Source organism: Roseobacter phycocola, from assembly GCF_042055075.2.
In the GTDB taxonomy this organism is placed as follows: Bacteria; Pseudomonadota; Alphaproteobacteria; order Rhodobacterales; family Rhodobacteraceae; genus Roseobacter.
Window position 1 is genome coordinate 3,408,942 of record NZ_CP194010.1, and the last position, 26,853, is coordinate 3,435,794.

Annotated in this window: 26 protein-coding genes; 8 read left to right on the forward strand and 18 right to left on the reverse strand. The window is 57.6% G+C overall.

The window, feature by feature from the left end; translation table 11 throughout:
* Nucleotides 1-9: 9 nt before the first annotated feature.
* From AB4K19_RS16880 to hemJ, 6 genes are all read right to left on the reverse strand, one after another.
* Nucleotides 10-819 (reverse strand): ParA family protein, encoded by an 810-nt coding sequence (locus AB4K19_RS16880; protein ID WP_375229432.1) that lies wholly within the window; start codon nucleotides 817-819, stop codon nucleotides 10-12.
* Complete coding sequence (gene rsmG, locus AB4K19_RS16885) at nucleotides 812-1,426, reverse strand: 16S rRNA (guanine(527)-N(7))-methyltransferase RsmG (RefSeq protein ID WP_375229433.1); 615 nt, start codon at nucleotides 1,424-1,426, stop codon at nucleotides 812-814. Before rsmG ends, AB4K19_RS16880 begins: the two co-directional genes overlap by 8 nt.
* Nucleotides 1,423-3,294 carry a tRNA uridine-5-carboxymethylaminomethyl(34) synthesis enzyme MnmG gene (gene mnmG / locus AB4K19_RS16890; protein WP_375229434.1) on the reverse strand — a complete coding sequence of 624 codons (1,872 nt, stop codon included), beginning with the start codon at nucleotides 3,292-3,294 and terminating at the stop codon, nucleotides 1,423-1,425. Before mnmG ends, rsmG begins: the two co-directional genes overlap by 4 nt.
* Nucleotides 3,295-3,298: 4 nt before the next feature.
* On the reverse strand, nucleotides 3,299-4,585 hold the full coding sequence (mnmE, locus tag AB4K19_RS16895; protein WP_375229435.1) for a tRNA uridine-5-carboxymethylaminomethyl(34) synthesis GTPase MnmE: 1,287 nt from the start codon (nucleotides 4,583-4,585) through the stop codon (nucleotides 3,299-3,301).
* A gap of 30 nt (nucleotides 4,586-4,615) precedes the next feature.
* On the reverse strand, nucleotides 4,616-5,923 hold the full coding sequence (rho, locus tag AB4K19_RS16900; RefSeq protein WP_436398389.1) for a transcription termination factor Rho: 1,308 nt from the start codon (nucleotides 5,921-5,923) through the stop codon (nucleotides 4,616-4,618).
* Nucleotides 5,924-6,050: 127 nt separating this feature from the next.
* Nucleotides 6,051-6,500, reverse strand: coding sequence for a protoporphyrinogen oxidase HemJ (hemJ, locus tag AB4K19_RS16905; protein WP_375229437.1), 450 nt, complete (start codon nucleotides 6,498-6,500; stop codon nucleotides 6,051-6,053).
* Nucleotides 6,501-6,900: 400 nt separating this feature from the next.
* Here hemJ and AB4K19_RS16910 point away from each other — a divergent pair, with 400 nt between their 5' ends.
* The 4 genes from AB4K19_RS16910 to dnaQ are packed head-to-tail and all read left to right on the forward strand — an operon-like array spanning nucleotide 6,901 to nucleotide 9,599.
* Nucleotides 6,901-7,500 carry a Maf family protein gene (locus AB4K19_RS16910; protein WP_375229438.1) on the forward strand — a complete coding sequence of 200 codons (600 nt, stop codon included), beginning with the start codon at nucleotides 6,901-6,903 and terminating at the stop codon, nucleotides 7,498-7,500.
* Complete coding sequence (locus tag AB4K19_RS16915) at nucleotides 7,497-8,330, forward strand: shikimate dehydrogenase (RefSeq protein WP_436398390.1); 834 nt, start codon at nucleotides 7,497-7,499, stop codon at nucleotides 8,328-8,330. The genes AB4K19_RS16910 and AB4K19_RS16915 overlap by 4 nt, the downstream gene beginning before the upstream one ends.
* Nucleotides 8,327-8,920 carry a dephospho-CoA kinase gene (gene coaE, locus AB4K19_RS16920; protein WP_375229439.1) on the forward strand — a complete coding sequence of 198 codons (594 nt, stop codon included), beginning with the start codon at nucleotides 8,327-8,329 and terminating at the stop codon, nucleotides 8,918-8,920. The genes AB4K19_RS16915 and coaE overlap by 4 nt, the downstream gene beginning before the upstream one ends.
* A complete protein-coding gene (gene dnaQ, locus AB4K19_RS16925) occupies nucleotides 8,913-9,599 on the forward strand; it encodes a DNA polymerase III subunit epsilon (RefSeq protein WP_375229440.1) in 687 nt (228 codons plus the stop codon). The genes coaE and dnaQ overlap by 8 nt, the downstream gene beginning before the upstream one ends.
* Nucleotide 9,600: 1 nt before the next feature.
* Here dnaQ and secB read toward each other — a convergent pair whose 3' ends face one another.
* Together secB and AB4K19_RS16935 are read right to left on the reverse strand one after the other, a co-directional pair.
* Nucleotides 9,601-10,107, reverse strand: a complete 507-nt coding sequence (secB, locus tag AB4K19_RS16930; protein WP_375229441.1) for a protein-export chaperone SecB — start codon at nucleotides 10,105-10,107, stop codon at nucleotides 9,601-9,603.
* A gap of 58 nt (nucleotides 10,108-10,165) precedes the next feature.
* Nucleotides 10,166-10,672 (reverse strand): FxsA family protein, encoded by a 507-nt coding sequence (locus tag AB4K19_RS16935; protein ID WP_375229442.1) that lies wholly within the window; start codon nucleotides 10,670-10,672, stop codon nucleotides 10,166-10,168.
* Nucleotides 10,673-10,776: 104 nt separating this feature from the next.
* Between AB4K19_RS16935 and AB4K19_RS16940 the strand changes: the two genes are divergently transcribed.
* From AB4K19_RS16940 to AB4K19_RS16950, 3 genes are read left to right on the forward strand one after another with little or no spacing between them, the layout of a single operon-like run.
* Nucleotides 10,777-11,439, forward strand: a complete 663-nt coding sequence (locus AB4K19_RS16940; protein WP_375229443.1) for a Tim44/TimA family putative adaptor protein — start codon at nucleotides 10,777-10,779, stop codon at nucleotides 11,437-11,439.
* Nucleotides 11,440-11,477: 38 nt separating this feature from the next.
* On the forward strand, nucleotides 11,478-12,470 hold the full coding sequence (gene mltA / locus AB4K19_RS16945) for a murein transglycosylase A (protein ID WP_375229444.1): 993 nt from the start codon (nucleotides 11,478-11,480) through the stop codon (nucleotides 12,468-12,470).
* Nucleotides 12,467-13,060 (forward strand): Smr/MutS family protein, encoded by a 594-nt coding sequence (locus AB4K19_RS16950; RefSeq protein WP_375229445.1) that lies wholly within the window; start codon nucleotides 12,467-12,469, stop codon nucleotides 13,058-13,060. Before mltA ends, AB4K19_RS16950 begins: the two co-directional genes overlap by 4 nt.
* Here AB4K19_RS16950 and AB4K19_RS16955 read toward each other — a convergent pair.
* Nucleotides 13,044-14,273: an MFS transporter gene (locus AB4K19_RS16955; protein ID WP_375229446.1), complete on the reverse strand. Its 1,230-nt coding sequence runs from the start codon at nucleotides 14,271-14,273 to the stop codon at nucleotides 13,044-13,046. The two genes, AB4K19_RS16950 and AB4K19_RS16955, sit on opposite strands and share 17 nt — an antisense overlap.
* A 38-nt stretch (nucleotides 14,274-14,311) precedes the next feature.
* Nucleotides 14,312-15,622 (reverse strand): ATP-dependent protease ATPase subunit HslU, encoded by a 1,311-nt coding sequence (hslU, locus tag AB4K19_RS16960; protein ID WP_375229447.1) that lies wholly within the window; start codon nucleotides 15,620-15,622, stop codon nucleotides 14,312-14,314.
* 164 nt (nucleotides 15,623-15,786) lie between these two features.
* On the opposite strand from hslU, the gene AB4K19_RS16965 reads away from it, so the two are divergent.
* Nucleotides 15,787-16,170 carry a DM13 domain-containing protein gene (locus tag AB4K19_RS16965; RefSeq protein ID WP_375229448.1) on the forward strand — a complete coding sequence of 128 codons (384 nt, stop codon included), beginning with the start codon at nucleotides 15,787-15,789 and terminating at the stop codon, nucleotides 16,168-16,170.
* 28 nt (nucleotides 16,171-16,198) lie between these two features.
* On the opposite strand, the gene AB4K19_RS16970 is transcribed toward AB4K19_RS16965, so the two are convergent.
* The 8 genes from AB4K19_RS16970 to tsaE all read right to left on the reverse strand — a co-directional run bounded on the left by AB4K19_RS16970 (nucleotide 16,199) and on the right by tsaE (nucleotide 26,803).
* Complete coding sequence (locus tag AB4K19_RS16970; protein ID WP_375229449.1) at nucleotides 16,199-17,260, reverse strand: hypothetical protein; 1,062 nt, start codon at nucleotides 17,258-17,260, stop codon at nucleotides 16,199-16,201.
* The gene (gene hslV, locus AB4K19_RS16975) at nucleotides 17,257-17,814 is read right to left on the reverse strand and encodes an ATP-dependent protease subunit HslV (RefSeq protein ID WP_375229450.1); all 558 of its coding nucleotides are present in this window, start codon (nucleotides 17,812-17,814) and stop codon (nucleotides 17,257-17,259) included. The genes AB4K19_RS16970 and hslV overlap by 4 nt, the downstream gene beginning before the upstream one ends.
* 129 nt (nucleotides 17,815-17,943) lie before the next feature.
* Nucleotides 17,944-18,264 (reverse strand): thioredoxin, encoded by a 321-nt coding sequence (gene trxA, locus AB4K19_RS16980; protein WP_375229451.1) that lies wholly within the window; start codon nucleotides 18,262-18,264, stop codon nucleotides 17,944-17,946.
* Nucleotides 18,265-18,300: 36 nt separating this feature from the next.
* Complete coding sequence (gene addA / locus AB4K19_RS16985; protein ID WP_375229452.1) at nucleotides 18,301-21,690, reverse strand: double-strand break repair helicase AddA; 3,390 nt, start codon at nucleotides 21,688-21,690, stop codon at nucleotides 18,301-18,303.
* Nucleotides 21,687-24,647 (reverse strand): double-strand break repair protein AddB, encoded by a 2,961-nt coding sequence (gene addB / locus AB4K19_RS16990; RefSeq protein WP_375229453.1) that lies wholly within the window; start codon nucleotides 24,645-24,647, stop codon nucleotides 21,687-21,689. The genes addA and addB overlap by 4 nt, the downstream gene beginning before the upstream one ends.
* Entirely contained in the window at nucleotides 24,640-25,323 is a 684-nt protein-coding gene (locus AB4K19_RS16995; RefSeq protein WP_375229454.1) for a nucleotidyltransferase family protein, read from the reverse strand. The genes addB and AB4K19_RS16995 overlap by 8 nt, the downstream gene beginning before the upstream one ends.
* Nucleotides 25,320-26,342 carry an aminoglycoside phosphotransferase family protein gene (locus tag AB4K19_RS17000; protein WP_436398394.1) on the reverse strand — a complete coding sequence of 341 codons (1,023 nt, stop codon included), beginning with the start codon at nucleotides 26,340-26,342 and terminating at the stop codon, nucleotides 25,320-25,322. The genes AB4K19_RS16995 and AB4K19_RS17000 overlap by 4 nt, the downstream gene beginning before the upstream one ends.
* Nucleotides 26,330-26,803, reverse strand: coding sequence for a tRNA (adenosine(37)-N6)-threonylcarbamoyltransferase complex ATPase subunit type 1 TsaE (tsaE, locus tag AB4K19_RS17005; protein ID WP_375229456.1), 474 nt, complete (start codon nucleotides 26,801-26,803; stop codon nucleotides 26,330-26,332). The genes AB4K19_RS17000 and tsaE overlap by 13 nt, the downstream gene beginning before the upstream one ends.
* Between the last annotated feature and the right edge of the window lie 50 nt (nucleotides 26,804-26,853).

Below are 26,853 nucleotides of genomic sequence, written 5' to 3' on the forward strand. Positions count from 1 at the left end.
CTGCTCCCTTTAGGCCGCTCTGACCCTGTTCTTATCCAAAACCTCCCGGGCGAGCGCCCGGTATGCCTGCGCCCCTTTGGACGTTGTGTCGTACGTCAGCACCGGCATCGCATAGGACGGCGCCTCACTGACCCGGACGTTCCGGGGAATACGCGTCCGGAAAACCAGCTCGCCAAGATTGTCCCGTGCATCCTGCTCCACCGCGCCAGACAGGTTGTTGCGCTGATCGAACATGGTCAGAACGATACCCTCGATCCGCAGATCCTTGTTCCCGGACTGCCGGACTTCGCGGATAGTGAGCATCAGCTGTGACAGACCTTCCAGCGCAAAGAACTCGCTCTGCAGTGGCACCAGAACGGAATGCGCCGCTATCATTGCGTTCACAGTCAGCAGGTTCAGCGATGGCGGACAATCGATGAGGATATAATCCAGCTGGAATTCGTCCATCGGGGTCTGGCGCAATGCATCGTGCAACAGGAAGCTGCGTTTTTCGTTAGACATCAGTTCAATGTCAGCCGAGCTCAGATCCACTGTGGCCGGAACGATCATCAGATTGGGTGTGACTGTTGGCATAACCACATCATGTAGTGGTATATCGTCCAGTAGAAGATCATATGTGGTGTATTTGCGATCATCCACCTCAATCCCCAGACCGGTGGACGCGTTGCCTTGCGGATCAAGATCAATCACCAGAACACGCGAACCTGCCTCTGCAAGCGCTGCTGCAAGATTGATTGTCGTGGTGGTTTTTCCAACGCCGCCCTTCTGGTTTGCTATCGCTATGATTTTGGGACCCTGAGGACGCGACAGATCAGACACGCTTGATTTCCTTTATCTCAAGAACGGCAGCAGCGGGGTTGGATATACTTGTATGTGATACCAGCGAAAATGACCAGGATTCGCGCGCCGCATCAACCTCTTTCTGCCAGGTCTCCCCTTTGAAAAAGAACGCTGTTCCCGCAGGGTCCAGATGACGTTCTGCAAACCCAAGCAACGCACTGAGATCAGCAAGCGCGCGTGCGGACAGAACATCAGACTTCGCAGGTTCAGCTGCTTCTATTCTCGCAACCTCGACAGTCGCGTTCAGACCAAGCTCCCGAATGACTGTGCGCAGAAAAGCCGATTTCCGCTGGTCGCTCTCAATCATCCGGATGTGGCGCTCCGGCCTTGTTTCCAACGACAGAATGGCAACCACCAAGCCGGGGAAGCCGCCACCGCTACCGATATCCGCCCAAATGTCTCCTGACGGCGCCAACGGAAATACCTGCGCCGAATCCCATATGTGGCGCTCCCAAAGCAGTGGAACACTGGATTTAGATATCAGGTTGATCCTTGGGTTCCATTTCAGAACAAGATCATGAAACGCGGTGAGCCGCTCCATTGTTTCACGTGAAACATCGAACGGTACAGAAGGATCACCAATCATGCAGACTTACGCTTTTTATCCTGCCGCAATCGGGCAAGGATCAAAGTCAAGGCAGCCGGTGTCATTCCGTCCACCCGCCCAGCCTGTGCCAGGGTTTCAGGACGCGCTGAAGAAAGCTTAACCTGCAACTCGCGGGATAAACCTTCCAACTCTTCATAGTCGAATTCCGCAGGTATTTTCTGTGCTTCGTCCTTGCGAAGAAGTTCTATGTCTTTCTGCTGGCGATGGATATAGCTGGCATACAACGCCTCACGTTCCATCTGCAGTCTTGTCTCTGCATCAATCTGATCAAATCGCTCATCCAGACCGGAAATAACACCGAAATTCACATCCGGAAACGCGAGCAGCTGCATTGCTGTGCGACGCGACCCATCCTGATTCACTCTGATGCCTGTCTCCGCGGCCTGAGATGGCGTGAAAACACGGTCTGTCAGTACGCCCCGTGCGCGTTCCAGCCGTTCCCCCTTATTCTCAAAAGCTTTCCGACGCTCATCACCCACGCATCCGATACTCAATCCCTTGGGTGTAAGTCGCTGATCAGCATTATCAGCCCGCAGCGAAAGCCGGAATTCAGCGCGGGAAGTGAACATGCGATAGGGTTCTGTCACGCCTCGCGTCGTAAGATCGTCTACCATCACGCCGATGTAGCTCTCGGAACGCGAAAAGCTGACCGGATCCCGGCCGAGTGCAGAATGAGCGGCATTGAGCCCTGCGACGAGCCCTTGGGCTGCCGCCTCCTCATATCCTGTAGTCCCATTTATCTGGCCCGCAAGATATAGACCTGCCACATCGCGGAGTGCCAGTTGCCCGTCCAGCGCACGCGGATCGACATAGTCATATTCGATGGCATAACCCGGCTGAAGAATAACGGCCTCTTCCAGACCGAAGATCGAATGCACGTAATCCGCCTGTACCTCTTCGGGCAGAGATGTCGAAATCCCGTTGGGATACACCGTGTTTGTCGTCAGACCTTCTGGTTCGAGGAAAATCTGATGAGATGTCTTATCAGCGAATCTGACAATCTTATCCTCAATGGACGGGCAATACCGTGGACCAATTCCATCTATGTGCCCACCATACATCGCAGACCTTTCAAGGTTTTTCCGAATGATATCGTGCGTTTTTTCGTTCGTGTGGGTGATGCCACAGGAAACCTGACGTGCGAACACCCCCTTGGAAAGAAAAGAGAAAAGTGTCGGGTCATCATCCCCAGGTTGCTCTTCAAGGGCATCCCAGCGGATCGAATTTCCATCAAGTCTTGGTGGCGTTCCTGTTTTCAGGCGCCCCAGTGGTAAGTCAAAAGAATCTATCCGCTCCGCCAGCCGAACTGATGCTTTATCCCCCATACGCCCGCCGGACCGGGAAACGTCACCGATGTGAATCACGCCACGCAGGAAAGTACCTGTTGTCAAAACAACCGACTTTGCTGGAATTTCTGAACCGTCCTGAAGCACGACACCGGTCACCCGATCCCCGGACATCAGAAAATCGGTGACCTCGCCAACGATGATATCGAGATTTTGCCGGGACTTTGTTTCTTTGAACATCTCCCGCTGATAAATTTCGCGATCAGACTGCGCCCGTGGACCCTGCACCGCCGGTCCTTTGCGCCGGTTAAGTAACCTGAACTGAATACCGGCCTTATCCGCAACACGGCCCATGACCCCGTCAAGTGCATCGATTTCGCGCACCAGATGGCCTTTACCCAGTCCGCCAATAGCCGGATTGCAGGACATAACCCCAATTCCCGCTTCCGACATGGTTACCAGCGCCGTCGCGGCACCGACACGCGCTGCGGCATGTGCTGCTTCCGCGCCTGCGTGCCCACCGCCAATCACCAGAACATCGAATTGTTTCACGTGAAACACTCCATCACTTGCCGAGGCAGAAGCTCGCAAAAATCTCGTCGAGCAGGTTTTCTACATCTATGCGTCCGACCAGTGTTTCCAATGCTCGAATCGCCGATCTCAGTTCTTCTGCCGCTATATCATAGCTGCCTGCCCCCAGCGAAAGTACCTGAGACACTTCCTGCAGATTCCGCTGCGCATTCATCATTGCCGCCCGATGCCGTTCATGGGTTGCAAGACCAGCTGAAGCGCTCTGATCAGTCAGCGTATTTTGTATACGGGCGATCAACTCCGCTACACCCTGTCCCGTGACTCCGGAAATACCGTTTTTCTCATCGCCTGAGAGATCGGATTTCGGCGACAAGACAATATCCTCCGCTGTCGGCTTTAAGGGAAGCTGGTCTTCTGACGTCGCAAGAAAAACCCGCAGATCAGCCTGTTCTGCCCGCTGCACTGCCCGTTCAATCCCAATAGATTCAACAACATCCTCACTGTCCCGCAGCCCCGCAGTATCCAGAAAAGTGACGGGTAGACCATTCAGATCCATTCGCACTTCGATGACATCGCGTGTGGTTCCTGCGATTTCTGACGTGATTGCGGCGTCGCGCCCGGCCAGACGGTTTAGGAGTGTTGATTTACCTGCATTCGGCGGTCCGACAATCGCAACTTCAAACCCTGTCCTGATCCGCTCGGCAACATAGGACCCGGTAATTTCAGCCTCAAGCTCTTCCTGGACATCCTGCAGAAGCGACGACACCTCCGGCGTCACATCAACCGGTACTTCTTCGTCGGCGAAGTCGATGCTGGCTTCAAGAAGAGATGCGGCCCGGATCAGACTGGATCGCCACGCCTCCACCTTGTCTCCAAGTGCCCCGCTCAATACACGAAGAGCCTGCCGCCGCTGGGCTTCTGTTTCGGAATCGATCAGATCCGCCAGCCCTTCGACCTGAGCCAGATCCAGACGTCCGTTTTCCATCGCCCGGCGCGTGAATTCTCCGGGTTCCGCCAGACGAAGGCCATCCGTTTCAGAAAGGGCCCGCAGCACTGCCTGGACAACCGCAGTACTTCCGTGGGTATGAAACTCGACAACATCCTCTCCGGTGAAACTCTCCGGACCCTTGAATGTCAGGATCAACGCTTCATCGAGAAGCATACCACGATCATCTTTCAGCCTGCGCAGGCCAACCTGCCGTACTACAGGCAAATCACCTGCCAGACCAGCGGCGGCATGCGACGCGCCCGGCCCGGAAATCCTGATAACAGAAACCCCGGCCCGGCCCGAAGCTGTTGCCTGGGCAAATATCGTATCCATATCTCTAACCCACTGTTTTAAAACAATAAGTTATGTATTCATTGAATCAAAGAACTCTGAATTGCTCTTGGTCTGCTTCAGCTTGGACAACAGGAACTCAATGGCATCTGTTGTGCCCATCGGGTTCAGAATCCGGCGCAGAACAAAGGTTTTCTGAAGATCGACCTTATCAACCAGCAGGTCCTCTTTCCGTGTACCGGATTTGAGAATGTCCATCGCCGGGAAGACACGTTTGTCTGCAACCTTACGGTCCAGAACAATCTCGGAGTTACCCGTGCCCTTGAATTCTTCAAAAATCACTTCGTCCATCCGGCTGCCTGTGTCGATGAGTGCTGTCGCAATGATGGTCAGCGACCCACCCTCTTCGATATTCCGCGCCGCACCAAAGAATCGTTTGGGCCGCTGAAGAGCATTCGCATCAACACCACCAGTCAGAACTTTGCCCGACGAGGGTACCACGGTGTTGAATGCACGACCCAGACGCGTGATGGAATCGAGCAGGATGACAACATCACGTTTGTGCTCGACAAGACGTTTGGCTTTTTCGATCACCATTTCCGATACCGCCACGTGCCGTGTGGCCGGCTCATCAAAGGTTGATGAGATGACTTCCCCTTTGACAGACCGCTGCATGTCCGTGACCTCTTCGGGTCGTTCGTCAATCAGCAGAACGATCAGGTAGCATTCCGGGTGGTTCTTTTCGATGGACGCAGCGATGTTCTGCAGCAGAACCGTCTTGCCCGTGCGCGGAGGCGCTGTGATCAGCGAACGCTGGCCCTTACCAATCGGCGCCACCAGATCGATGATGCGGGATGATCTGTCTTTGACGGTCGGATCATCCGTTTCCATGGTCAGACGCTCATCCGGGTAGAGCGGCGTCAGGTTTTCAAACGCTACCTTGTGACGCGCTTTTTCCGGGTCCTCAAAATTGATCTGCGTGACATCCAGAAGGCCAAAGTACCGCTCGTTCTCGTCAGGTGCTTTGATCACACCTTCGATAGTATCGCCAGTCCGCAGTGAATACTTGCGGATCATTTCCGGCGAAACATAAATATCGTCCGGGCCCGGAAGATAGTTCGCCTCGGGCGAGCGCAGAAATCCGAATCCATCCTGCAGGACCTCGAGAACACCGTCGCCGGAGATTTCCCAACCCTCGTCCGCGCGTTCGCGCAGGATCTGGAACATCATCTCGCCCTTGCGCATGGTCGAGGCGTTTTCGATTTCCAGGTCCTCGGCCATTGCCAGTAGATCCTTCGGGCTCTTCCGCTTCAGGTCCGCCAGATTCAGCGTCTCAAGGGGGCCATCCTGGACCGGTGTGTCGTTGTTCTCTGATGTCATGAAATCACCTGTCACCGCACCCGGGGTATCCCTCGTGCGGCATGTCATTCTGAATGTACGGTCTGCGCCATCCCCGGACGGGGTGGTAAGTTTCACATAAAGAGAGCGATGCGCTGAGTCAATCGCGTCAGAACCGGACAACGACCGACAGAACAATCAACACCATGAGCACCGTTGGTACTTCGTTCATCATCCGGTAGTGCCGGCCGGTCATCCGATTCTCGCTCCGCAGAAAATCCTTGCGGCGCAGGCCAAGCCAGTGATGAAACCAGGTCATACCCAAAACACCACCTGCCTTGGTCCAGGGCCAGATTTCATCCCAGCTGACGATGCCCGGGGTGAACACCATACAAAGACCAAAGATCCAGGTCGCGATCATCGCAGGATTCATAATCGCCCGCAGCAACCGTCGTTCCATCGTCTGAAACATTTCATGGGTCGGTCCGCTCTGGCCTACCTGCTCAGCGTGATAGACAAAGAGTCTGGGCAGATAGAACAGTCCGGCCATCCAAGCGATCACAGACATAATGTGAAACGCTTTGATCCAAGGATAGTACAGGAACAGGATGTCTGACACCGGGAACTCCAATCTGACAATCTCTTATTAATTAATAAAGAAAGAGAAAAGGATGATGATATTGTAGTGTCACGATTTTCTGTGGATTATCGGTTTCTACCGACGGTTCTGAACAGGTGGAAAAAACAGCCGGAGAAACAGCCAGATCACCGGGAAAAGAATTTATCTGTTTTTTATCAGATATATGAACATCAGAATTCGCCATTTCCCGCGGATAAAGCTGTGGATATCGGGGTGGAAACACCGTTATACACAGCCATCATTTTATCCTTTCCAGGGGTGTAGCAAAATCCTGGCAAATCACTGAAAACAGACGCCTGGGGGAAGAAACGTGCGTGGACTTTTCTGCCCGGTTCATAAGTCTTAAAATACCCTTAACACTGCACACAGGCTTTTCCACATGTCCTCCACATTCATCCTGGCTTCCGGTTCAGAAATCCGCTCCGAACTGCTGACCCGAGCCGGGGTCGTGCACCAGGTTATTCCGGCGCGCATCGATGAAGGAATGATACGCGATTCCCTGCTCGCAGAGGAAGCCCGCCCGCGCGATGTCGCAGATACGCTGGCTGAACTCAAGGCGCGCAAGGTCAGTGAAAAGCACCCGGACGCTCTGGTTCTTGGCTGCGATCAGGTACTGGATCATGGCGGTGTTATACTGTCCAAGCCCCGATCTCCTGAAGAAGCAGAAGAACAGCTCAGATCGATGCGCAGCGGACGACACATGCTGCTGTCGGCTGCTGTGGTCTGTGAAAGCGGCAAACCCATCTGGCGCCATGTCGGACAGGTCCGTCTGCATATGCGGGACGCTTCAGATGCCTATATACAGGATTACGTCGCGCGAAACTGGGACAGCATCCGGCACACGGTTGGTGCCTATAAACTCGAAGAAGAAGGTGTGCGTCTCTTCACCCGCATCGAAGGAGACTATTTCAATGTCCTCGGTCTGCCATTACTGGAACTGTTGTCGTGGCTGACACTGAGAGGGGATTTACAGAAATGAGCGCACAGAAAATACCGCTGGCGGGCGTCATTGGATCACCCATTGCGCATTCCCGGTCCCCACAGCTACACGGCCACTGGCTGAAAAAATATGAAATCCCGGGGTTTTACATCCCGATGGACGTTTCCCCTGGCAACCTGGAACAGGTGTTGCGCACTCTGCCGCAGGCGGGTTTCAGAGGGGTCAACGTAACGATTCCTCATAAAGAACAGGCACTTGAGATTGCAGATACCGTTTCTGACCGCGCAAAACGGATTGGCGCGGCAAATACACTGACCTTCTTGCCCGATGGCTGCATCGAAGCCGACAATACGGATGGTTATGGATTTCTGACCAATCTTCAGCAGGGAGCGCCTGACTGGAAACCTGCTTCTGGTCCGGCTGTGATTCTTGGTGCCGGCGGTGCCGCGCGCGCTGTTATTGTTGCCCTGCTGGATGCCGGTGTCCCCGAAATCCGGCTGAGCAACCGTACGAAATCACGGGCAGAGCAATTGCGTGCAGATTTTGGCGATCAGGTCGTGGTCAGTACCTGGGGGGATACGTCCGCTGATCTTCAGGGCGCGGCGTTGCTGGTGAACACCACATCGCTCGGGATGGTCGGAAAACCGCCGCTTGATCTGGAAATCGAAGGCATTGATCTTGGCACGATTGTCACTGATCTCGTTTACACGCCGCTCGAAACCGATCTTCTGAAAAAAGCTGCGGCCCTCGGATGCAGCACGGTCGACGGTGTGGGGATGCTGTTGCATCAGGCCGCGCCAGGATTCTCCAGATGGTTCGAAAAAAATCCGGTCGTTGACCAGAACCTTCGGAACGCGGTTCTCGGATGACCCATGTCATCGCGCTCACCGGTTCAATCGGGATGGGAAAATCGACAACCGCCCGGATGTTCGCAGACGAGGGTTGTGAAATCTGGGACGCAGATGCCGCTGTCCATCGTCTTTATGGCCAATCGGGCGCGGCTGTCGGCCCGCTGTCGCAACTCTTTCCAGGTGCAGTCATTGATGGAGCGGTTTCACGCGACAAACTGCGGGAAATCATCTCTGATGATCCCGCGGCACTTGCAAAAATCGAGGCTATCGTTCATCCGCTGGTCGCGTCCGACCGAAAGTCTTTCCTGGAAAATACCGGGACTGACATCGTGGTTCTCGATATTCCGCTACTGTTCGAAACTGGTGGGGAAGGTATTGCCGACACGATCGTATGTGTCTCTGTTTCAGACGAAGAGCAGGAAAAAAGGGTTCTGGCACGGGGAAGGATGACCCGCGATCAGTTTCTGGCGATCCGGGCGAAACAGATGCCCGCAGCCGAGAAAAGAGCAAAGTCAGATTACGTAGTGACCACAGATACGATTGAACACGCCCGCGCACAGGTGCAGAATATCGTCAGTCAGATCAGAAAGGCATCCGATCATGCGTGAGGTCGTGCTCGACACCGAAACAACAGGTTTTGATCCGGAGACCGGAGACCGGATCGTTGAAATCGGTGCGGTTGAGCTGATGGGTCATATGGCGACCGGCCGGACCTACCATCAATACATCAACCCGGAACGCGAAATGCCCGAAGAGGCGTTTCAGGTGCACGGACTGGGGGATGAATTTCTGCGCGACAAGCCGAAGTTTGCAGAGATTGGTCAGGCCTTCCTTGATTTCATCGGCGATGCGAAGCTGGTCATCCACAACGCAGCCTTCGACATCAAGTTCCTGAATGCAGAACTGAAATGGATGAACCTGCCTCAGATTCCCTGGGAACAGGCTATTGATACGCTGGCCATTGCGCGCAAGCGGTTTCCGGGCTCGCCTGCTTCGCTGGATGCGCTATGCCGCAGGTTCGGTATTGACAACTCGTCACGGACACTGCACGGCGCTTTGCTGGACAGTGAAATTCTGGCGGAAGTGTATCTGGAACTGATCGGCGGCCGTCAGCCGGACTTCGCATTGTCGACGGCAACCCGGTCTTCTGCAGGAGACGCCGGGCCAGAATGGACGCCCCGGCCCCGGCCAAAACCGCTCCCGTCGCGCCTGACTGAAGCGGAAGCCGCCGCCCATGCCGAATTTGTGGCAAAGCTGGGCGACGACGCTTTGTGGTCAAAAACCTGACTTACGCGTCAGCTTTCACAGTTTCCGCTGCCTGACGCCGCGCCAGTTCGTTGCGGTAGAGGGACAGGAAGTCGATGTTTTCCAGGTTCAGCGGCGGGAAGCCACCGTCACGCGTGATGTCACTGACGATCCGCCGCAGGAACGGGAAGATCATGCGCGGGCATTCGATCAGCAGGAACGGGTGCAGCTGATCTTCGGGCACATTCTCGATATGGAAAATACCGGCGTATTCGATCTCCAGAACAAAGAGCGTTGTGTCGCCTTCTTTGGCTTTGGACGTGATGTTCAGCTTGATCACGGATTCGTACTGGTTTTCTGCGCCGCGCTTTTTCCCATCCAGGTTGACCTGCACCTGCACATCCGGCGTGGTGTCTGCCGGAGCACCTTTCTGCGCCATGATGTTTTCGAAGGACATATCCCGGATATACTGACCGAGCACACGCATCTGCGGTGCCTGGGCCTGGGGTTGTTGTCCGTTCGGTTGTGCCTGCGCTTCTTCGTCTGCCATTGGGTACTCCTGAGCGAATAAAAAATCAGGGCACGCTTATCAGCTTGGGTTTATGATCTCAATGGTCCGTCCAGCCGGACGGTTTACGGATCTTTTCGGCGTCCGTGGGTACTTCGGAATACTCGCCGTCAATGATATCACCGGTACCTGGCGGGTTGCGGTCTGGATATCCGCCCGGGTGTCCCGCGCCCGGATGTGTTCCCGCACTGAACGTCTGCACGTTGATCCGTTTGCGCACTGCATGAAACACCGATGTCCTGAACCCAGGGATCAGCAGCAGAAAACCGATCGCGTCGGTGAAAAACCCGGGCGTCAGAAGCAACGCGCCGGAAAACAGGATCATCGCGCCATGCACCAGCGGCTCGGTGGGGTCCTGCATTTCTGAGAAAGACGCACGCAACTGTGACATCGCGAGCGCGCCCTGGTTACGCACCAGAAATGTTCCCAGAATCGCAGTCAGAACGACTGTGACCAGCGTCCAGCCAAGGCCTATTGCACCGCCAATCTGGATAAAAAGCGTGATCTCAATCAGCGGTACAGCCAGAAAGGCGACAAACAACCACATATTGATCCTTCCTTTCGGGGGTCCGACGGTGGACTTGACCGTGTCCCGCACCTACATAAGTGCTCTGTATAACTGTTTCCACACGTTCCCCGCATGAGGTTCCTATGAATTCGCCCCTGATACAGCTTCTGGTTCTGGCCGGCATCGCTGTTTTTCTGATTTTGCGACTGAAAAGCGTGCTGGGAACACGCGAAGGGTTTGAGCAGCCGCCGGCGCAGGCGCCTGCCCAGGGCCGCAGCGAACGCGCCCATGACTTTGAGGTGATTGAAGGCGGTCCTGATCTGGATATCACAGATCACGTGGATGAAGACAGCGATGCTGCAAAAGCGCTGGCTGACATGAAGCGCCTGGAGCCTTCTTTCAGTGTCACGGAATTCCTCGGCGGCGCGCGCGGTGCCTATGAGATGATCGTCATGGGGTACGAAAACGGCGATCTTGACGATATCCAGCCTTTCATTGCCGAAGAGATCTATGAATCCTTCGTGGAAGGTGTTGCCGCAAGGGAAGACCAGGGTCTGACCATCGAGGCGAACTTCATCGGTGTGCGTGAGCTCAAACTGATGGATGCCACTCTTGATCCCGACACGAACGAGGCCGAGCTGACCATCCGCTTTATCGGTGAGCTGACATCTGCCGTACGCAACAGCGAAGGCGAGATCGTCGAAGGCAGCACCACAGAAGTGAAGCGGCAGAAAGACACCTGGTCCTTCGCCAGGTCGATGGGCTCGGATGATCCGAATTGGCAGCTCGTATCCACAGACGCCTGACGTCGGCAGCGGCGGCAATCTGGTTAGGGGCGGCTGCTTTGGCTGATCCCCTTTCACACGACGTGTACGCCGAAGTTCTGACCTTTGATGATCTTGATGGCTGGGCCGCGGACGATCACGCCGCGGCCTTTGAGGTTTTTCGCTCCACTTGCGGTGATATGGACGATCCCGACTGGAGAGCCGTTTGCGCGTTTGCGACCAGCAACCCCGATCCGCGCCATTTCTTTGAACTTCTGTTCCGTCCCGTGCTGATCACCGATGGGAACGATGGTCTGTTCACTGGTTATTTTGAACCTGAGCTCAGCGGGTCCCGGTATCCGACCGGGACATACCGCTATCCGGTATATGCAATGCCGCCCGAAGCGCGCGACGTAGACCAGTGGTATTCGCGCCGCGAACTTCTGGAGACAGACAAGCTCGCGGGGCGCGGGTTGGAAATTGCCTGGGTGGACGATCCGGTGGAACTGTTCTTTCTGCAGATCCAGGGATCAGGCCGGATCACTTTACCGGATGGGGGTAAGGTCCGAGTGGGCTATGGTGGTGCGAACGGTCATCCTTACAGATCTATAGGTGCGGAACTCGTGCGGCGCGGCGTGTTCCAGCCACATCAGGTCAGTGCGACAGTCATCCGGAACTGGGTACGCAAAAACCCAGCGGCGGGCAAAGAGCTTCTTTTCCACAATCCGTCTTATGTTTTCTTCCGTGAAGTCAGCCGTGTTCCCGCTGATAAGGGACCACTTGGTGCGATGAACCGGTCCGTGACACCGTTGCGGTCTGTTGCGGTTGACCCTGCGTTTATTCCGCTGGGCGCGCCGGTCTGGATTGAAAAAGACGGCGCCGGTCCGATGCGCCGCCTGATGATTGCCCAGGATACGGGATCAGCGATCAAGGGCGCGCAGCGGGCAGACGTCTTTTTTGGCACCGGTGATGCGGCGGGTCGTGCGGCGGGGCAACTGAAAGACCCCGGCCGGATGCTGGTCCTGCTGCCCATTCAGCGCGCCTGGGCCATGGCACCGGAGAGCGGGTTGTGAGCCGCCGGAAACTCGGCCCTGACGAAATCGCGCTCTGGAAAAAAGTCACGGAAAGAACCGAGCCTCTGGGCAAACAGGAAACCTTCGATCCCGAGGCTTTTGCACCCGCGCCGAAACCAGCACCGGTCTCGGCTCTGACACCCACCCGAACGGTACGACCGGATCAGCCACCCAAACCGCCTGCCCGCCAGGTCAGCTATGACTTGGCACCTTCGCTGCCGGAGAGCATCCGTAAATCTCCGGTTCAGATGGATCAGAAAACCTTTTCCCGCATGTCGCGCGGCAAACTGAAACCCGAAGGCCGTATTGACCTGCACGGTATGACACTGGATCGCGCGCATACAGCGCTCAGCCGTTTTATTATGGCATCGCATGGATCGGGAAAGCGTCTTGTTCTCGTGATCACGGGCAAGGGAAAACACCGCGATGACGGCGGGCCGATTCCGGTAAGGTTTGGCGTGTTGCGGCATCAGGTGCCGCAATGGTTGTCCGCGCCACCGCTGGCAACGATGGTTCTGCAGGTGTCAGAAGCACATATCAGTCACGGCGGTGGTGGCGCCTATTATGTTTATCTCAGGCGGATGCGCTGAGGGGAAGATCACGCTGGTATCTCAGAATACCGAGCCCGGCCAGGACCGCACCCCCGAAGTAGAAAAACGAAATCGGGACCATCTGGTCCGGAAAACTGATCCCCCAGTCGATGAACAGGCCGGTGATGCCCGGACCAATGGCTGAGCCGAACACCATCAGTGCCGTTGCGGCTGCCTTGATCGCGCCCAGATGCCGGGTTCCGTAAAATACCGCCCAGAAGGCTGTGGTGGCGGTACCCTGCATGCCCTGCCCGATGCCAAATATCACCAGCCCGACACCGGCACCGGAAATCGTATCTGCGCCGGCCAGTATCAGAAAGCCGACACCAAAAGGGACCATCTGGAACGGGACCACCCATTTCACGCCGAACCGGTCAACGGCCCACCCGGTGATGAAGGTAAAGCCAATTACTGCCAGCGTATAAGCCGGCACCAGGGCCACATAGGAGGTCAGGTTCCAGCCTTTCACCTCGGTCAGGTGAACCTGCTGGAAAAACAACGCGGTTCCCCAGGCGGATGGCCCCAGCACCAGCGGCACGAGAAAATAGAAAAGCGGATGGCGCAGCAGGTCCGTCCGGGTCCAGTGCCTGCCCATCATACCAAGGCTTTGTGTGTCGTCTGCCATGGATTGAGGCGTTCTTTCCTGGCGCAGCAAGACCTGCATCACAGGAATGGCCAGCAGCACACAGACAGCAGCAAGACCCCAGAGCCAACGCCAGTCGATGGTCACCATCAGACCCACAAAAATAATGGGAAGAATGGCCTGCCCTGCCGCAAATCCCATAGATGCCAGTGAAATGGCACGTCCCCGTGTTGCGGTGAACCAGCGCGACATGGCAACCGCACCCAGCTGCGACATCATTCCCTGACCCATCAACCGCAGTGCGTAGACGACGAACACCAGTAAGACGGCCGATTGCACAGTGGCCATCGCGATGCAGGAAAATGTCAGCAGAACCATGACCCAGAATGACAGCCCACGGACACGGAACCGGTCCGTGAGTGCTCCGGCCCAGATCATGGTGACAGCCGACAGGGTTGTACCGATCGTGTAGATCCCGCCCCACTGCCCGTCGGTCAGAACAAAGGCCTCCTTGATCTGTCCCGCGAAGAGCGAAATGAAATATGTCTGACCGAACGACGACGTAAAGCACAGCAGGAAGCCTGCCAGCAGAAACAGCCGGTTATCGATCAGAAAGCGCAGGTATCCCATGGATCACCTGTCGCAGGCATCCGGGAAAATTGGAAGCGTTAAAGCACGTAGCGGCTGATGTCGGTGGACTTCGTCAGCTCGCCCAGGTTTTCCTCGACGAAGGCGGCGTTCACGACGATTTCTTCGCCAGCACGGTCCGGCGCGGAGAAAGACAGCTCCTCAAAAACGCGTTCCATCACGGTGTAAAGACGCCGCGCGCCAATATTCTCGACCGACTGGTTCACATCCGCAGCAATCTTTGCGAGCGCTGCAATCCCGTCAGGCTCAAAGGACACATCTACAGATTCCGTGCCCATCAGAGCGGTGTACTGAAGGGTCAGCGCGTTGTCTGTTTCTGTCAGAATGCGGACGAAGTCCTCTTCAGTCAGCGCGCGCAACTCGACGCGGATCGGCAGACGCCCCTGAAGTTCTGGCAACAGGTCAGAGGGCTTCGCGATATGAAAGGCGCCGGAGGCAATGAACAGGACATGATCTGTTTTGACGGGGCCATGCTTTGTGCTGACGGTCGTGCCTTCGATAAGAGGCAGCAGATCACGCTGGACCCCTTCCCGGCTGACATCACCACCACGCGCGTCCGACCGGGCACAGACTTTGTCGATCTCATCCAGAAATACGATGCCGTTTTCCTCGACCGCCTCAATGGCGGCGCGCGTGACCGTTTCATCATCAAGGAGCTTGTCGGCCTCTTCGCCGATCAGCACTTCGTAGCTCTGTGCGACTGTCATCTTTTTACGGGTTGTCCTGCCGCCGAGCGCTTTGCCGAAAAGATCGCCGATATTCATCATGCCGCCGCCCATGTTCGGCTGGCCCGGTATATCCATCATCCCGCTAAAAGGGTTGGAATTGTCTGCGATGTCGAGTTCGATTTCTGTATCGTCCAGCTCGCCTGCTTTCAGTTTTTTGCGGAACATTTCCCGCGTGCTTTCGCGGGCATCCGTCCCGGCGATGGCTTCGATCACGCGGTCCTCGGCGGCCTGGCGGGCGCTGGCCTTTACATCGTCACGCATGTGGTCACGCACCATGCTGATGGCACTGTCCACCAGATCCCGGATGATCTGTTCCACGTCACGGCCGACATATCCGACTTCGGTGAACTTTGTGGCTTCTACCTTGAGAAACGGCGCGCGGGCCAGTTTGGCCAGCCTGCGGCTGATCTCCGTTTTGCCAACCCCCGTTGGCCCGATCATCAGGATGTTCTTGGGATAAACCTCATCCCGCAGATCATCGGTCAGCTGCTTGCGCCGCCAGCGATTCCGCAGGGCAACGGCAACAGCGCGTTTGGCATCCTTCTGCCCGATGATGAAACGGTCGAGTTCTGAAACAATCTGCTGGGGTGTAAGGTCGGTCAAAGCGGTGTCCTGAGGTCTGTTTGTTACAACGGATGTAAGGATCAGGGCCGGAAACGCAACCAGGAACACGAAATGATCCGGATTGATCACGACACAGAGAGGCGTCTTTTTTAGACCGGTCAGTTCCGTATGTTTCTTTCACGTTCCACGCAAAGGAGATTCCCATGGACCGCCGCTCATTTCTGAAAATGACCCTTGTTGCAGGGGCCGCTGCCATCACCACACCAGCCATTGCCGGCGGCCACGGCCGCGTCGCCGCGTTCAAAAAGAAAAACAGCTACGCTGTATCGGGACGTGCCGAGATTGCGAAAAAAGGCGACGGTTATGTCATCAACCTCCTTGATGACTTTGAATTCGCCGGTGCGCCTGATCCCAAGATTGCGCTGGGCAAAAACGGCTATGACAGCGACACGCTCATGGGTCTGCTGAAATCCAACAAAGGCGCGTCTTCCTACGAAGTGCCGGCAGGGATCAACCCCGACGACTACAACGAAGTCTGGATCTGGTGCGAGAAGTTCAACGTGCCGCTGGCCGTGGCTTCGTTCTGATCAGCCTGATCTGATCTGTCTGCCGCCCTCAGACGCTGGGCGGCAGCCGGTGCTTTGGCACAAACCCCGGAAGCGCCCGCAACAGCTTTGCACGGATGCTTTCCCAGCGGGCGCCCAGAAACACAAGGAAAGCGCCCAGCATCAGAACGGTGAACACCGCCCCCTCGCCGTCGAAAACTGTTGATGACAGCACCACGATGTAGCTGATCGCTGCGATCAGGAACGACCGCCGGTCGATGATTATCGCGACCAGAGCAAAAAGTGCCATCACCGCGATCAGCATGGTGTTTGACCAGCTGCTGCCCGTGTCCAGAAGGCTGAGCGCCAGAGTATTCACCAGCGCGGGGGCCGCCACCACATGCAGCCAGAAACCATTGGCCGCACGGCGCGTCACGCGGTGCGGATCGGACATATCGAACATCATCGCGATGGCGAATACGATCACACCGATGCCGAGGGTGATCAGGGCAAAAGGCCCATCCGCTGACAGCAAAAACAGATCACGCGTATCATTGGGTGCGCCGTTGCTGTTCCCTGCAATCAGGATGGAGACGCCAAAGGCCATGACCGCGATTATCGCGAGAGCAAAGGGCACACGGAACCGGAACCAGTAGAACACCATGGCAAATGTGGCCAGGATGAATGGCAGCGCCAGTGAACTGTTATCGCCGCGCGCTACCATGAAAATCTCGGCCAGACCCCCGGCGAACCCAAATCCGGCGTTGCCCGCAAACATCAGCGACAGCGCGATGGCGGGTGCAACCATCCGGCGGCGACGGATGAAATACTCCGACAACAGCCAGATGATCCCGGCGCCAACCAGTCCGGCAATGATCAGCCCGTTGCGGATATTGCCGTTGTCGATTGTCATAAAGGTGACAACACCGATCCAGCCACTGGTCAGAATGGCGAGGCCCACAACGATGAAAATCTCGTTGAACCCCTTAAAGAGCTCAAAGGGTTCATCACCCGGGTCCAGGTTCTCGCGAGCACCGCGGCGGCTGTCGGCCAGCGCCTGCAGAGACGCCGCCTGAGCTTCGGTCAGGATCCCCGCACCGACCGAAGCGCGCAGATCATCCTTGTTGATCATGCGCTGATCTTTTCGACCGTCAGGTTGCCATTTGTGTAAACGCAGATGTCTGCGGCAATCGCCATGGCGTCCCGCGCGACAGCTTCGGCGTCACGGTCACTGTCCATCATGCCCCGCGCCGCAGCCAGGGCGTAATTCCCGCCGGATCCGATGGCGGTTACGTCATGCTCCGGTTCCAGAACGTCGCCGGCACCGGTGATGACAAAAATGTCGGACCCATCCGAGACGATCAGCATCGCTTCGAGTTTCTGCAGGTATTTATCCGTGCGCCAGTCCTTTGCCAGCTCGACGCTTGCGCGGGCCAGCTGACCGGGCGTTGCTTCGAGTTTGGCTTCCAGCCGTTCCAGCAGCGTGAAAGCGTCGGCCGTTGATCCGGCAAACCCGCAGACCACATCGTAACCGCCCGGGCTGAGACGACGGACCTTGCGCGCAGACCCTTTGATGACCGTCTGGCCCAGAGAAACCTGCCCGTCGCCCGCGATGACCACTTCGCCGCCCTTTTTGACGCCGATGATTGTGGTGCCATGCCAGCCGGGAAATTCTTCGCGCGCCATGCTCGCCTCCTGTAGTCTTCCTGTCCGACTATATGGCGCGGGCGGGACAACGGTACAAGAGCGGGTGGTCCGGACAAAGAAAAAGGGCGCCCCGATACAGGACGCCCGAAATTCAGGGGTTCTTCAGGATCAGATCGCTTCTTCGATCCAGCTCTGCAGCGCGGCTTTCGGTTTGGCGCCGGCCATGTTCGAGACGACCTGACCGTCCTTGAAGATAAACAGCGCCGGAATGCCGCGCACGCCCATCTGTGCCGGGGCGTTGGGGTTATCGTCGACGTTCACTTTGACGATCTTCACTTTGCCGTCCATTTCAGCCGACAGCTCTTCGAGCGACGGGCCGATCTGCTTGCACGGGCCACACCAGGGTGCCCAGAAATCCACCACTACGGGGATGTCGGAATTTTTGACTTCGGCGTCAAAGGTGTCGTCGGTTACTGCAACGGTTGCCATGGTGATCTCCTGACGGCTTGTGCTTGGACGCCGAACCTAGGTATCCGCCCGGGCATCGTCAAGATATTGCGCGCTTTCTGACAGAGCTGTCACGATTTCGTGCGGCAGAGGCATGAGCGACGCGTTCAGTGTCCACAAAATCGCCGTTCTGATGGTTTTGTCCGGGTAAATGGCGGTAAGCGCCGTGGCATAGGCAGCCATCTGACGCAGGATACCTTCGGGGCATGTTTCAGGTGTTTCCGGTACCGCGCGGTTGGTTTTGAAATCAACGGCAAGAACATCGTTTTCCGTGACGATCAGCCGGTCGATGATTCCATAAATCCTAGCGTTTCCGGCGGGCGCGGAGATTGCCACTTCGGCAAGTGTGCCGGGCGCAAAGAGGTATTGCAGGTCGGTATTTTCCAGGACCCGCCGGGCTTCTTCTGCGGCAAGCGAAAGATCGGCATCGCTGGTTCCCGGCTCCCGCAGACTGTCCATGATTGCCGGCCATCCCTGCGCAGGCGTGGCGGCCATGTGTTCGAGCAGGCTGTGCACCAGCCGCCCGTATTTCTTTGCGGCTTCTTCATCCCGGCCTTCGGTACCCGCAATGGCCTTGGCCCCGCCGAGATCCGAAGGAGAAATGATGCGCATGCCCTCCGGTGGCTCCGGTGCGCTCTGTGCGAACCAGTCCGGCAGTGCGATATCCGGCACCGGCGTAACGGGCTGCGCCACCAGCGGCAGGCTTTCCCAGTCGCCATGTGCGAGCCGGCGGATCTGCTCCCCCTGAAACATGAGGTCGCCAGCGTTTGCGTGATCCATCGCGGCGCTGACCATCTGATACCAGCTGTCGTTTTCCTTCGACAACTCACCGGCGCCCGCCACAATAAGCCACTTTTCAGCCCGTGTCAGAGCCACATAGAGCAGTCGCAGACGCTCTTCGCGCTCAGCAGTTTTCATCTGCTCGACCCGTCCGGCCATCGCGTCCGGCATGTCGTCTCCAGCGGTTTTCCAGACCGTTGCGCCATCGATCGTCAGAAGGTCTTCGCGTATGGTGATGCTGCGTTTTGCCGTGTCCGGCAGGATCACAATAGGTGCTTCCAGCCCCTTCGCGCCATGCACAGTCATCACGCGGATCTGGTCCGAGGCGTTGTCCATCTGCCGTTTGATTTCCAGATCATCCGTTTGCATCCACACTAGGAAACCGGTCAGGCTCGGAATGCTGTTGCGCTCATAGGCCAGCGCCTGGGCCAGCAGCGCATTGATGCCATCTTCGGCCTCAGTCCCGAGGCGCGACAACAATCTGCGGCGCCCACCATGGCGGGTCAGAATCCGCTCGATCAGATCATAGGGCCGCAGGAAATCGGTGCGCGCGCGCAGGTCGTGCAGGATCGCCAGAGTTTCCGGATACTCGTCCTCTTTGCGACGGAGCGCCTCCCACAGGTATTTTTCGGATCGCTTATGCGCCAGCGCATAGAGATCCTGTTCGCTCCATCCGAACAGTGGCGATTTCAGCGCAGACGCCAGTGACAGATCATCCTCGGCCACCGCCAGAAACGACAAAAGCGCCGCCAGATCACGCACGGCCAGCTCCGCGCCGACCTTCAGCCTGTCCGCCCCGGCAATTGGCAGACCTGCCCGTTTGCACGCCCGGATGATTTCACTGAACAGGCTGTGCCGCCGCTGGACCAGGATGAGGAAATCGCCTGCAGTAACGGGTCGCCGAACCGGTGTACCGGTCGCGTTGTCATCATCCGGAATTGTCTGGCCGCTTTCGATCATTTCCCGGATACTGCCAGCGATTTTCTCCGCCAGAATAACCCAGTGGTGCGTCGCGCCGCGGCGGTCCAGCGGCTCGTACCATTCCCGGTCGTCTTCCTCGGACACGGGCTCAATCACAGGCCACAGATCAACACGCCCGGGCAGGTCCGTGTGGAACGACAGGTGTTGACCATCTGTACCAAATCCCGCCTCGTCCTGCTGGCTGAACGTTTGGTCAACCAGCCGCAGGATCGCATCAGATGACCGGAACGAATACTGCAGCGTTTCGCTCTGGAACAGATGGCCTGCCGCTTCGAGCTTTTCGCGAAACTCGGCTTCCATCCGGTCGAATTCCCGCGGATCAGCTCCCTGGAATGAATAGATTGACTGTTTTTTGTCCCCCACGACGAAAAGCGTGCGCCGGATGTCCTTACGGGCCCCCTCGCCGCTCGAAAATTCCGCGGCCAGTTTACGGATCACATCCCATTGCGCGGGGCTGGTGTCCTGGGCCTCGTCGACAAGGATATGATCAATCCCGCCGTCAATGCGATACAGCACCCAGGCGGCCACATCCGGGTCGGTCAGAAGATTGCGTGCCTTCAGGATCAGATCGTCAAAATCCAGCCATCCGCGCAGTTGTTTCTGCTGCTCGTAAAGGTGTAGAAAACGGCCGGCAAACTGGTAAAGCGCTTCGGTTTTGTCCGCAGCATTGAGTGCCAGCCTCTGACGCCGCGCCTGTTCCACCCGTTCCATGAGCGCGTCCAGTTCGGGCATCAGTTCCGCGATTTTGTCCCGTGTTGGTTTCGTCGGGAAACTGCCGGTTTTGGCGCCGAACGGGGTTTTGGCGCCAGACCCAAACAGAAAGAGGGCTTCAAGTTCAGGCAGCGCGGAGAAATCGAAATGCTCGATACGGGACAGCCTGCGCCCCGCCTTTTCATCATTGCCACCTTTTGCGATCAGCGGCGGAATGATGCTGTCTGCCAGATTCCGCTCCGTGCCGGAAAAGACATCCGCTTCGATCCGGCTCGCTGACAGATCACCCGGCATTCCGAAAAGTGCGAGGATGTCATTGCGCGACACTGGCTTCAGCAGTGCATCCCGATGGCGCACCATGCTGCCGGTCAGCGCGCCAAAGTCCTCCCCGGTATAATGCCGCGCGAGGCCTGTCACCAGGGAGGCGTCTTCGGGCGTATCCGCCATCTGATCCACGATCTCTGCGCGCAGCAGATCGGCGGCCCTGTCCTCGATCTCCGTGAATTGCGGAGAAACCTCAGCTTCGAGCGGAAACCGCCGTAACAGAGACGAACAGAACGAGTGAATCGTCTGAATTTTCAACCCGCCAGGCGTCTCGATTGCGCGGGCAAACAGGGTGCGCGCACGACGCAGCCCGTCTGCATCCACGGCATCCCCCGCACCCAGTTCCATAAGTGATGCGCGCAGATCTGCATCTTCCAGCATTGCCCATTGCCCCAGCCTGCGGAACAGACGGTTCTGCATTTCTGATGCTGCGGCCTTGGTGTAGGTCAGGCACAGGATGTGCTGTGGCTCAACCCCTTCAAGCAACAGTCTTGCCACCCGGTCGGTCAGAACGCGTGTTTTCCCGGAACCGGCGTTTGCGGCCAGCCACGTCGACGCGTCCGGCCGTGCTGCGCGGACCTGTGCCTCGGTGGCGTCGTCGCGGCGGATCATGTCAGAATCTCCGGCACAACGTCATCGGTTGCATCCCACTCGCCGAAACGCGCGAGCAGATCATAGTCACCCGCAAAATCGTCCTTCTGCATCATGCGTCGGGATGAAAACCCCTGCTCCGGATCAAGGTAGGCTTTGATGAGCACCCGCAGGTTCTCCAGCACCGCCGCGGGTGGCTCCTTGTCCAGTGGGGCGTACACCTCGCGCAGATCAGAGCCTAAACCGAGGAAAACCGCGTCTTTTACAGGCTGGGCTCCGATGCTGTCAAAGGCACCCTGCTCTATCATCGCGGCCTCAATCAGCAGCTGTTTGTCAAACGTTGCCTGCTCTTTGGCGGATGGTGGTGTCCCGGTTTTGTAGTCATAGAGCAGCACATCACCGCTTTCCGTCCCGTCGATCCTGTCGGCCCGCGCTGTCAGATCGAAACCGATGTCGCCCCACTTCAGCAGACCCTGTGCTCTTTTCTCCATCGCGATCGGCGCGGCCATTACGCGTCTTGCCGCCTCTCCGGTGACGAATTTCTGAGCAATCCGGTTAATGCGGGCTTGCCAGAGGCTGCGCGCCGCGGGCCAGGGTACCGCCTCGGGCAAAATCTGTGCTGCTGTGCGGGACAGATGGTCCGGCGACATCAGGGTCGTGTCGTCCATCGTATCCCGGATGAATTTCTCCATCACATCGTGCAGCACAATACCCCGCAGCAGGGCGTCCGGCGTGGGCACGAGTGGACGGAGGGGCCGCAGGCGCAGGACGTGTCGCGCATAGATCGCATATGGGTCCCGGATCAGGCGCTTGATCTCGGTCACAGAAAGCTTTCGGGGTCGTGCAGCGGCGGGCGGTCGTGGTGACGGCCTGGGTGCTGCCGGAACCGGCTCTGTTTCTTCTGATTTCTGAGCAAGGCGGAGCCACGTGTCGCCACGGTCTGTCATGGCCCTCAGAGCTTCGGGACCGCCGTTCGTTCTGAGACCGTCCAGCAGATTGCCCAGCCGGTTCACCCAGCGGGATGCCACCGTTTCCGCGTCTTCTGACCTGACGGAACGGGTCAGCCAGACTTCGGGTGCGCCGATGGCCTGTTGATAATCATGGGCGGACAGACCGATCCGCCTTTCTGGCAGCAGAAGCCCCGCATCATTGCGCAGCTTCCGGTTCAGCCAGGGATCAGGCTTTGGGGCTTCGGGCCATGTGCCATCGTTCAGACCTGCCAGAATAACCAGATCAGCGCCGTGAACGCGCGCTTCGAGCGTGCCCCAGATCATTATGCCAGGATGGGGGGCGTCGCGATCACGCACTTCGCCCTCCGACAGAAGAGCGCCCACAAGATCTGCATAATCCGCAGCGTTCATCCGGCCGCCAAAGCCCGCGTTTTCGCGGAGTTTCTGCATGACTTTCAGCGATTCCTGGCCCGCCTTCTTTTGCCAGAGTTCACCTGTACCCGTTCCATCCGGTCCCTGTGAAACAGTCTCTGACAGGGCAAAATGACGGTTTACATGTTCTGTCAGTGACTGGTCATTTTTGAGATCGTGGTTCACGCAGATCGTGTCGCCGACCCATCTCAGCCAGGTTTCAAGCCTCGTCTGCTCAGCTTCGTCATCGAAGCAGTTCTGCATGACCCGCAGCAGACCAGCAGTGTCAGGAAAGGCCAGCCCGCGGTCACGGATGCGCAGCTCCAGCCGCTGGGTGTTCAGGATATGTTGGTTTCTGTTCTGTGCAGAATGCGTCAGCGGGTGACGTAACAGCGTGATCAGCGTTTCTGTATCGATACGGCGGTGGAACAGCCGGGCCGTATGTCGCAGAAACCGACCTGGTGGTGACAGATGCAGAGGCGCGCCCGCGGAATCGTCCGGCAGAATATCCCACCGGTCCAGCGCGGCGGTCACCTGACGTGTCAGCATCCGGTCTGGTGTGATCAGCGCCGCCGTCTGACCCTCCTCGGCCGCTTTGCGCAACCGCACGGCTATCGTCAGCGCTTCGAGACGCGGTGTCGGTGCCCGCACCAGCGTAATTGCTGCTGTGGCAGCGTCGATGTCTTTGAGCGCCGGGCCTTCAGAAAGCCAGGCGTGGGTCACCGGCGCCGGGCGCAGTGACAGAGAAACAAGCGCGTTGCGAGCCTCCAAAGAAGGCGGTGCATCGTGCCACGGAAGGACTTTGTCGCGCGCCACGTCCAGATCCTGCATCAGCCGGTAAAATCTGTATTGCGGGTGATCTTCGGATAAGAGCGCGTCGTGCATCTGGTCCCAGACCGGCGCGGGCATCCCGAAATCAAATCCTGGCAGGATCAGAGCACCCTGAGGCAGACAGGCTATGGCGCGCATGAGCAGCATGGTCGTCCCGCGGGACCCGGTTGACCCCGCAAGAATGACCGGGTGTTCGGGCGGATGCGCCTGCCAATGCGCGGATATCGCAGCAATCAGGGCACGCTGCCGGCCTTCCTTGTCGGCTGCCGATCCCGTTGCCGCCAGATAGTTCTGCGCAATGGCGATGAACTGTTGCGTGCGTTGCCAGTGGCCCGACTGATCTGTGACATCAAGCCCAGACAGTTTGTCAGGTGTGACGCCTTCCCCCTGCATCTCGTCTATCAGCGCGGAGAGGCTGTCTGTCAGAGCGTAAAGCGATGACCTCGGTGCCAGATCAGGTTGCTGATCCAGCAGGCCTGCAACAAGAGAGATCAGCTCCAGACGGCGGCGCAGGGGAGCTGTCGCCTGAGGCAGATGGATGCCGGGCTGGAGCAGATCAAGGCCTGACAGAAGCAGTATTTTGGGCAGTAACAGAGCCTGTTTTTCGTGAAAGAGAGAGACAATACGGCGCTGCATCCGGGAGGTGTTCACAATCAGCGTGACACGCGCTATCTGGTCCGGTGGCTGGCCGGCAAAACGAGCACAGAGCCCGTCCACAAGGGCTGCCGGGAAATCAACACCGGGTGCCAGCCCGAAAATGCGGGGATCGTCCGATGCCTCAAACATTTGCCTGATCCAGCAGGTCTTCGGCAATCGGAATGCCGTCGGGGTGACCAACGTCACACCATGTGCCGTTGTATCTGACACCGTACAGCCGTTGGTGCACCAGAATGTGATCCCAGACACGATTCAGGGAAAATGCGGTCCCGGAGACGGTCGCTAGCAGATCTGGGTTGATGATCTGCGCGCCGCTGTAAATATCGCCCGGACCGCGTTTGAGGAGACCGTCTTCATCGGAGATGAAATCACCGTTCGACGCGCTTCCCCGGGCATTTGGTTCCGGAACGCACAACAGCAAAGCATCCATTTTCGCCGGATCCCATGCCTGCAACAGAATATTCAGCGGGTTTGGACCGGACCATATTGCGTCCGAGTTGACCGTGATGACCGGGCCGGAACCCAGCAGCGGCAGCGCGTTCCGCAGCCCGCCACCGGTATCCAGGATTTCGGGTGTTTCGGTGATCGTCTGAACGCCGCGGCCGGTCAGGTGCGTCCGCAGTTCATCGGGCCGGTAATGGAGGTTGGCCACAATTGCAGGCGGATCAATAGCCTGCGCAAGATCAACAGCGTAATCCACCAGCGGCCGGCCACCAACCGGGATCATCGGTTTCGGCATCCTGTCCGTCAGTGGCCGCATCCGGGTCCCGAAACCGGCGGCAAAAAGCATAACAGGCAGGCTCATGCCGCAACCTTTGCGGCAAGCCGGGCAAGCGCATCCGGTTCCGGTTCGGGCAGCGTTGCCCGTATGTGCTGTGCCAGTTCAGCAAGATCAGGATGTTCAAGGCTTGATTGCACATGACCCCAGACACGAGGGATCAGCTGTACGTAGTCTGCCTTGCCAAAGTGCATACACAGCCGTGAAAACCCGCCCATAATGCGCAGGTTGCGCTGTAACCCGAAAACAGCATATGCCCTGTCGAATTCGTCTCTGTTCAGGCCATTTTGCGCGACAAATCTCGTTTTCATCAACGCTTCGGTCGCCTGGCTTACATCGCGCCGGGCATCGCGGAGAACCGATACCAGATCATAGACCGGGTGCCCGATCTCAGCACTCTGGAAATCGAGCAGGCCCACGCGTCTCAGCCCGCTGCGCTCCGGCAGCCAGAGCAGGTTTTCCGCGTGGTAATCCCGCTGGATCAGCACTGTGCATTCCGGGTCGTAAGGCCGGAGTATTTGATCCGCCATCTGCAAAAAGGTATCGCGGCTGCCCCCGGCTTCTGATCCGGTCACGCCCGGAACGTACCAGTCATAAACAAGAGCAGCGAGCGGGACGGTCGTATCTGCCTCATATCGCGCCAGGCCATCCGGCGGATTCTGTCGGTGCAGGTGAGAGAGAACGTCGACAGCTGCGCTGTAGAGCGGGACCGACAGCGTTGGGTCGCGCGCAATACAGCGCGAAAAGAGATCGTCGCCCAGATCTTCGATTAGCAGGAACCCGTTATCACCGTCCATTGCAAAAATTTCAGGGGCGCTCAGGTCTATGCCCGCCAGGTACCGCGCAATCCGTGCAAAAGCACCAACATCCTCACCCTTTTCGGGCGGCGCATCCATCAGGACAGCACGTTTGCCGTCAGGTTGCCGAAGGCGCTCATAAATCCTGTTTGAAGCATCCCCGGCCAGGGGTCTCCGATCAGCACCCGACCAGCCACAGTCTGTCAGAAAGGCCAGTTTCAGGGTTTCGCGTCCGGTCAGCTCAGCCATGCAGTCACCCTGTCAGTCCAGGTATTTCCAGTCCAGGTTGCGGTCAGCTGTCTGTCATGTTCACCCGACCCGGGGTCCAGGCGGATTTCCAGCGCCTCGGCCGGGGCAAGGCTGCCCAGCCTGTCCGGCCATTCCACCAGGCAGATCGCTGTTTCGAATGCGTCCACAAGACCAAGCTCCTCAACTTCCCCGGTGCTCGTCAGGCGATAAAGATCGCAGTGCCACAACGGCCCGCGCTTCGTGTCATATTCCTGAACCAGGGTGAAGGTGGGAGAGGGTACATCCTCAGGCACGCTGAGGATCGACTGGATGAGATGGCGCGCAAAATGCGTCTTTCCTGCGCCAACATCGCCGGTCAGAAGCAGGACATCGCCCGATGTCAGCAGTTGTGCCAGTCGGCCTGCCAGCGCGCCGGTTTCTTCCGGTGAAGTCACATGTGCTGACAGGGAATTCGTCGTCATCCCCTTATGGTGCCTGGCAGTGGCGCAAGCCGCAAGCCATTAAGGCCGTC

Excerpts from the sequence above, each read along its gene's own strand:
- trxA (WP_375229451.1), bottom strand. The coding sequence starts at position 18,264 with ATGGCAACCGTTGCAGTAACCGACGACACCTTTGACGCCGAAGTCAAA.
- coaE (WP_375229439.1), top strand. The coding sequence starts at position 8,327 with ATGACCCATGTCATCGCGCTCACCGGTTCAATCGGGATGGGAAAATCG.
- rsmG (WP_375229433.1), bottom strand. The coding sequence starts at position 1,426 with ATGATTGGTGATCCTTCTGTACCGTTCGATGTTTCACGTGAAACAATG.
- addB (WP_375229453.1), bottom strand. The coding sequence starts at position 24,647 with ATGTTTGAGGCATCGGACGATCCCCGCATTTTCGGGCTGGCACCCGGT.
- addA (WP_375229452.1), bottom strand. The coding sequence starts at position 21,690 with ATGATCCGCCGCGACGACGCCACCGAGGCACAGGTCCGCGCAGCACGG.
- AB4K19_RS16995 (WP_375229454.1), bottom strand. The coding sequence starts at position 25,323 with ATGAGCCTGCCTGTTATGCTTTTTGCCGCCGGTTTCGGGACCCGGATG.
- tsaE (WP_375229456.1), bottom strand. The coding sequence starts at position 26,803 with ATGACGACGAATTCCCTGTCAGCACATGTGACTTCACCGGAAGAAACC.
- AB4K19_RS16910 (WP_375229438.1), top strand. The coding sequence starts at position 6,901 with ATGTCCTCCACATTCATCCTGGCTTCCGGTTCAGAAATCCGCTCCGAA.
- AB4K19_RS16965 (WP_375229448.1), top strand. The coding sequence starts at position 15,787 with ATGGACCGCCGCTCATTTCTGAAAATGACCCTTGTTGCAGGGGCCGCT.
- AB4K19_RS16970 (WP_375229449.1), bottom strand. The coding sequence starts at position 17,260 with ATGATCAACAAGGATGATCTGCGCGCTTCGGTCGGTGCGGGGATCCTG.
- AB4K19_RS17000 (WP_436398394.1), bottom strand. The coding sequence starts at position 26,342 with ATGGCTGAGCTGACCGGACGCGAAACCCTGAAACTGGCCTTTCTGACA.
- secB (WP_375229441.1), bottom strand. The coding sequence starts at position 10,107 with ATGGCAGACGAAGAAGCGCAGGCACAACCGAACGGACAACAACCCCAG.
- AB4K19_RS16955 (WP_375229446.1), bottom strand. The coding sequence starts at position 14,273 with ATGGGATACCTGCGCTTTCTGATCGATAACCGGCTGTTTCTGCTGGCA.
- AB4K19_RS16935 (WP_375229442.1), bottom strand. The coding sequence starts at position 10,672 with ATGTGGTTGTTTGTCGCCTTTCTGGCTGTACCGCTGATTGAGATCACG.
- AB4K19_RS16940 (WP_375229443.1), top strand. The coding sequence starts at position 10,777 with ATGAATTCGCCCCTGATACAGCTTCTGGTTCTGGCCGGCATCGCTGTT.
- mnmE (WP_375229435.1), bottom strand. The coding sequence starts at position 4,585 with ATGGATACGATATTTGCCCAGGCAACAGCTTCGGGCCGGGCCGGGGTT.
- hslV (WP_375229450.1), bottom strand. The coding sequence starts at position 17,814 with ATGGCGCGCGAAGAATTTCCCGGCTGGCATGGCACCACAATCATCGGC.
- rho (WP_436398389.1), bottom strand. The coding sequence starts at position 5,923 with ATGACATCAGAGAACAACGACACACCGGTCCAGGATGGCCCCCTTGAG.
- AB4K19_RS16915 (WP_436398390.1), top strand. The coding sequence starts at position 7,497 with ATGAGCGCACAGAAAATACCGCTGGCGGGCGTCATTGGATCACCCATT.
- dnaQ (WP_375229440.1), top strand. The coding sequence starts at position 8,913 with ATGCGTGAGGTCGTGCTCGACACCGAAACAACAGGTTTTGATCCGGAG.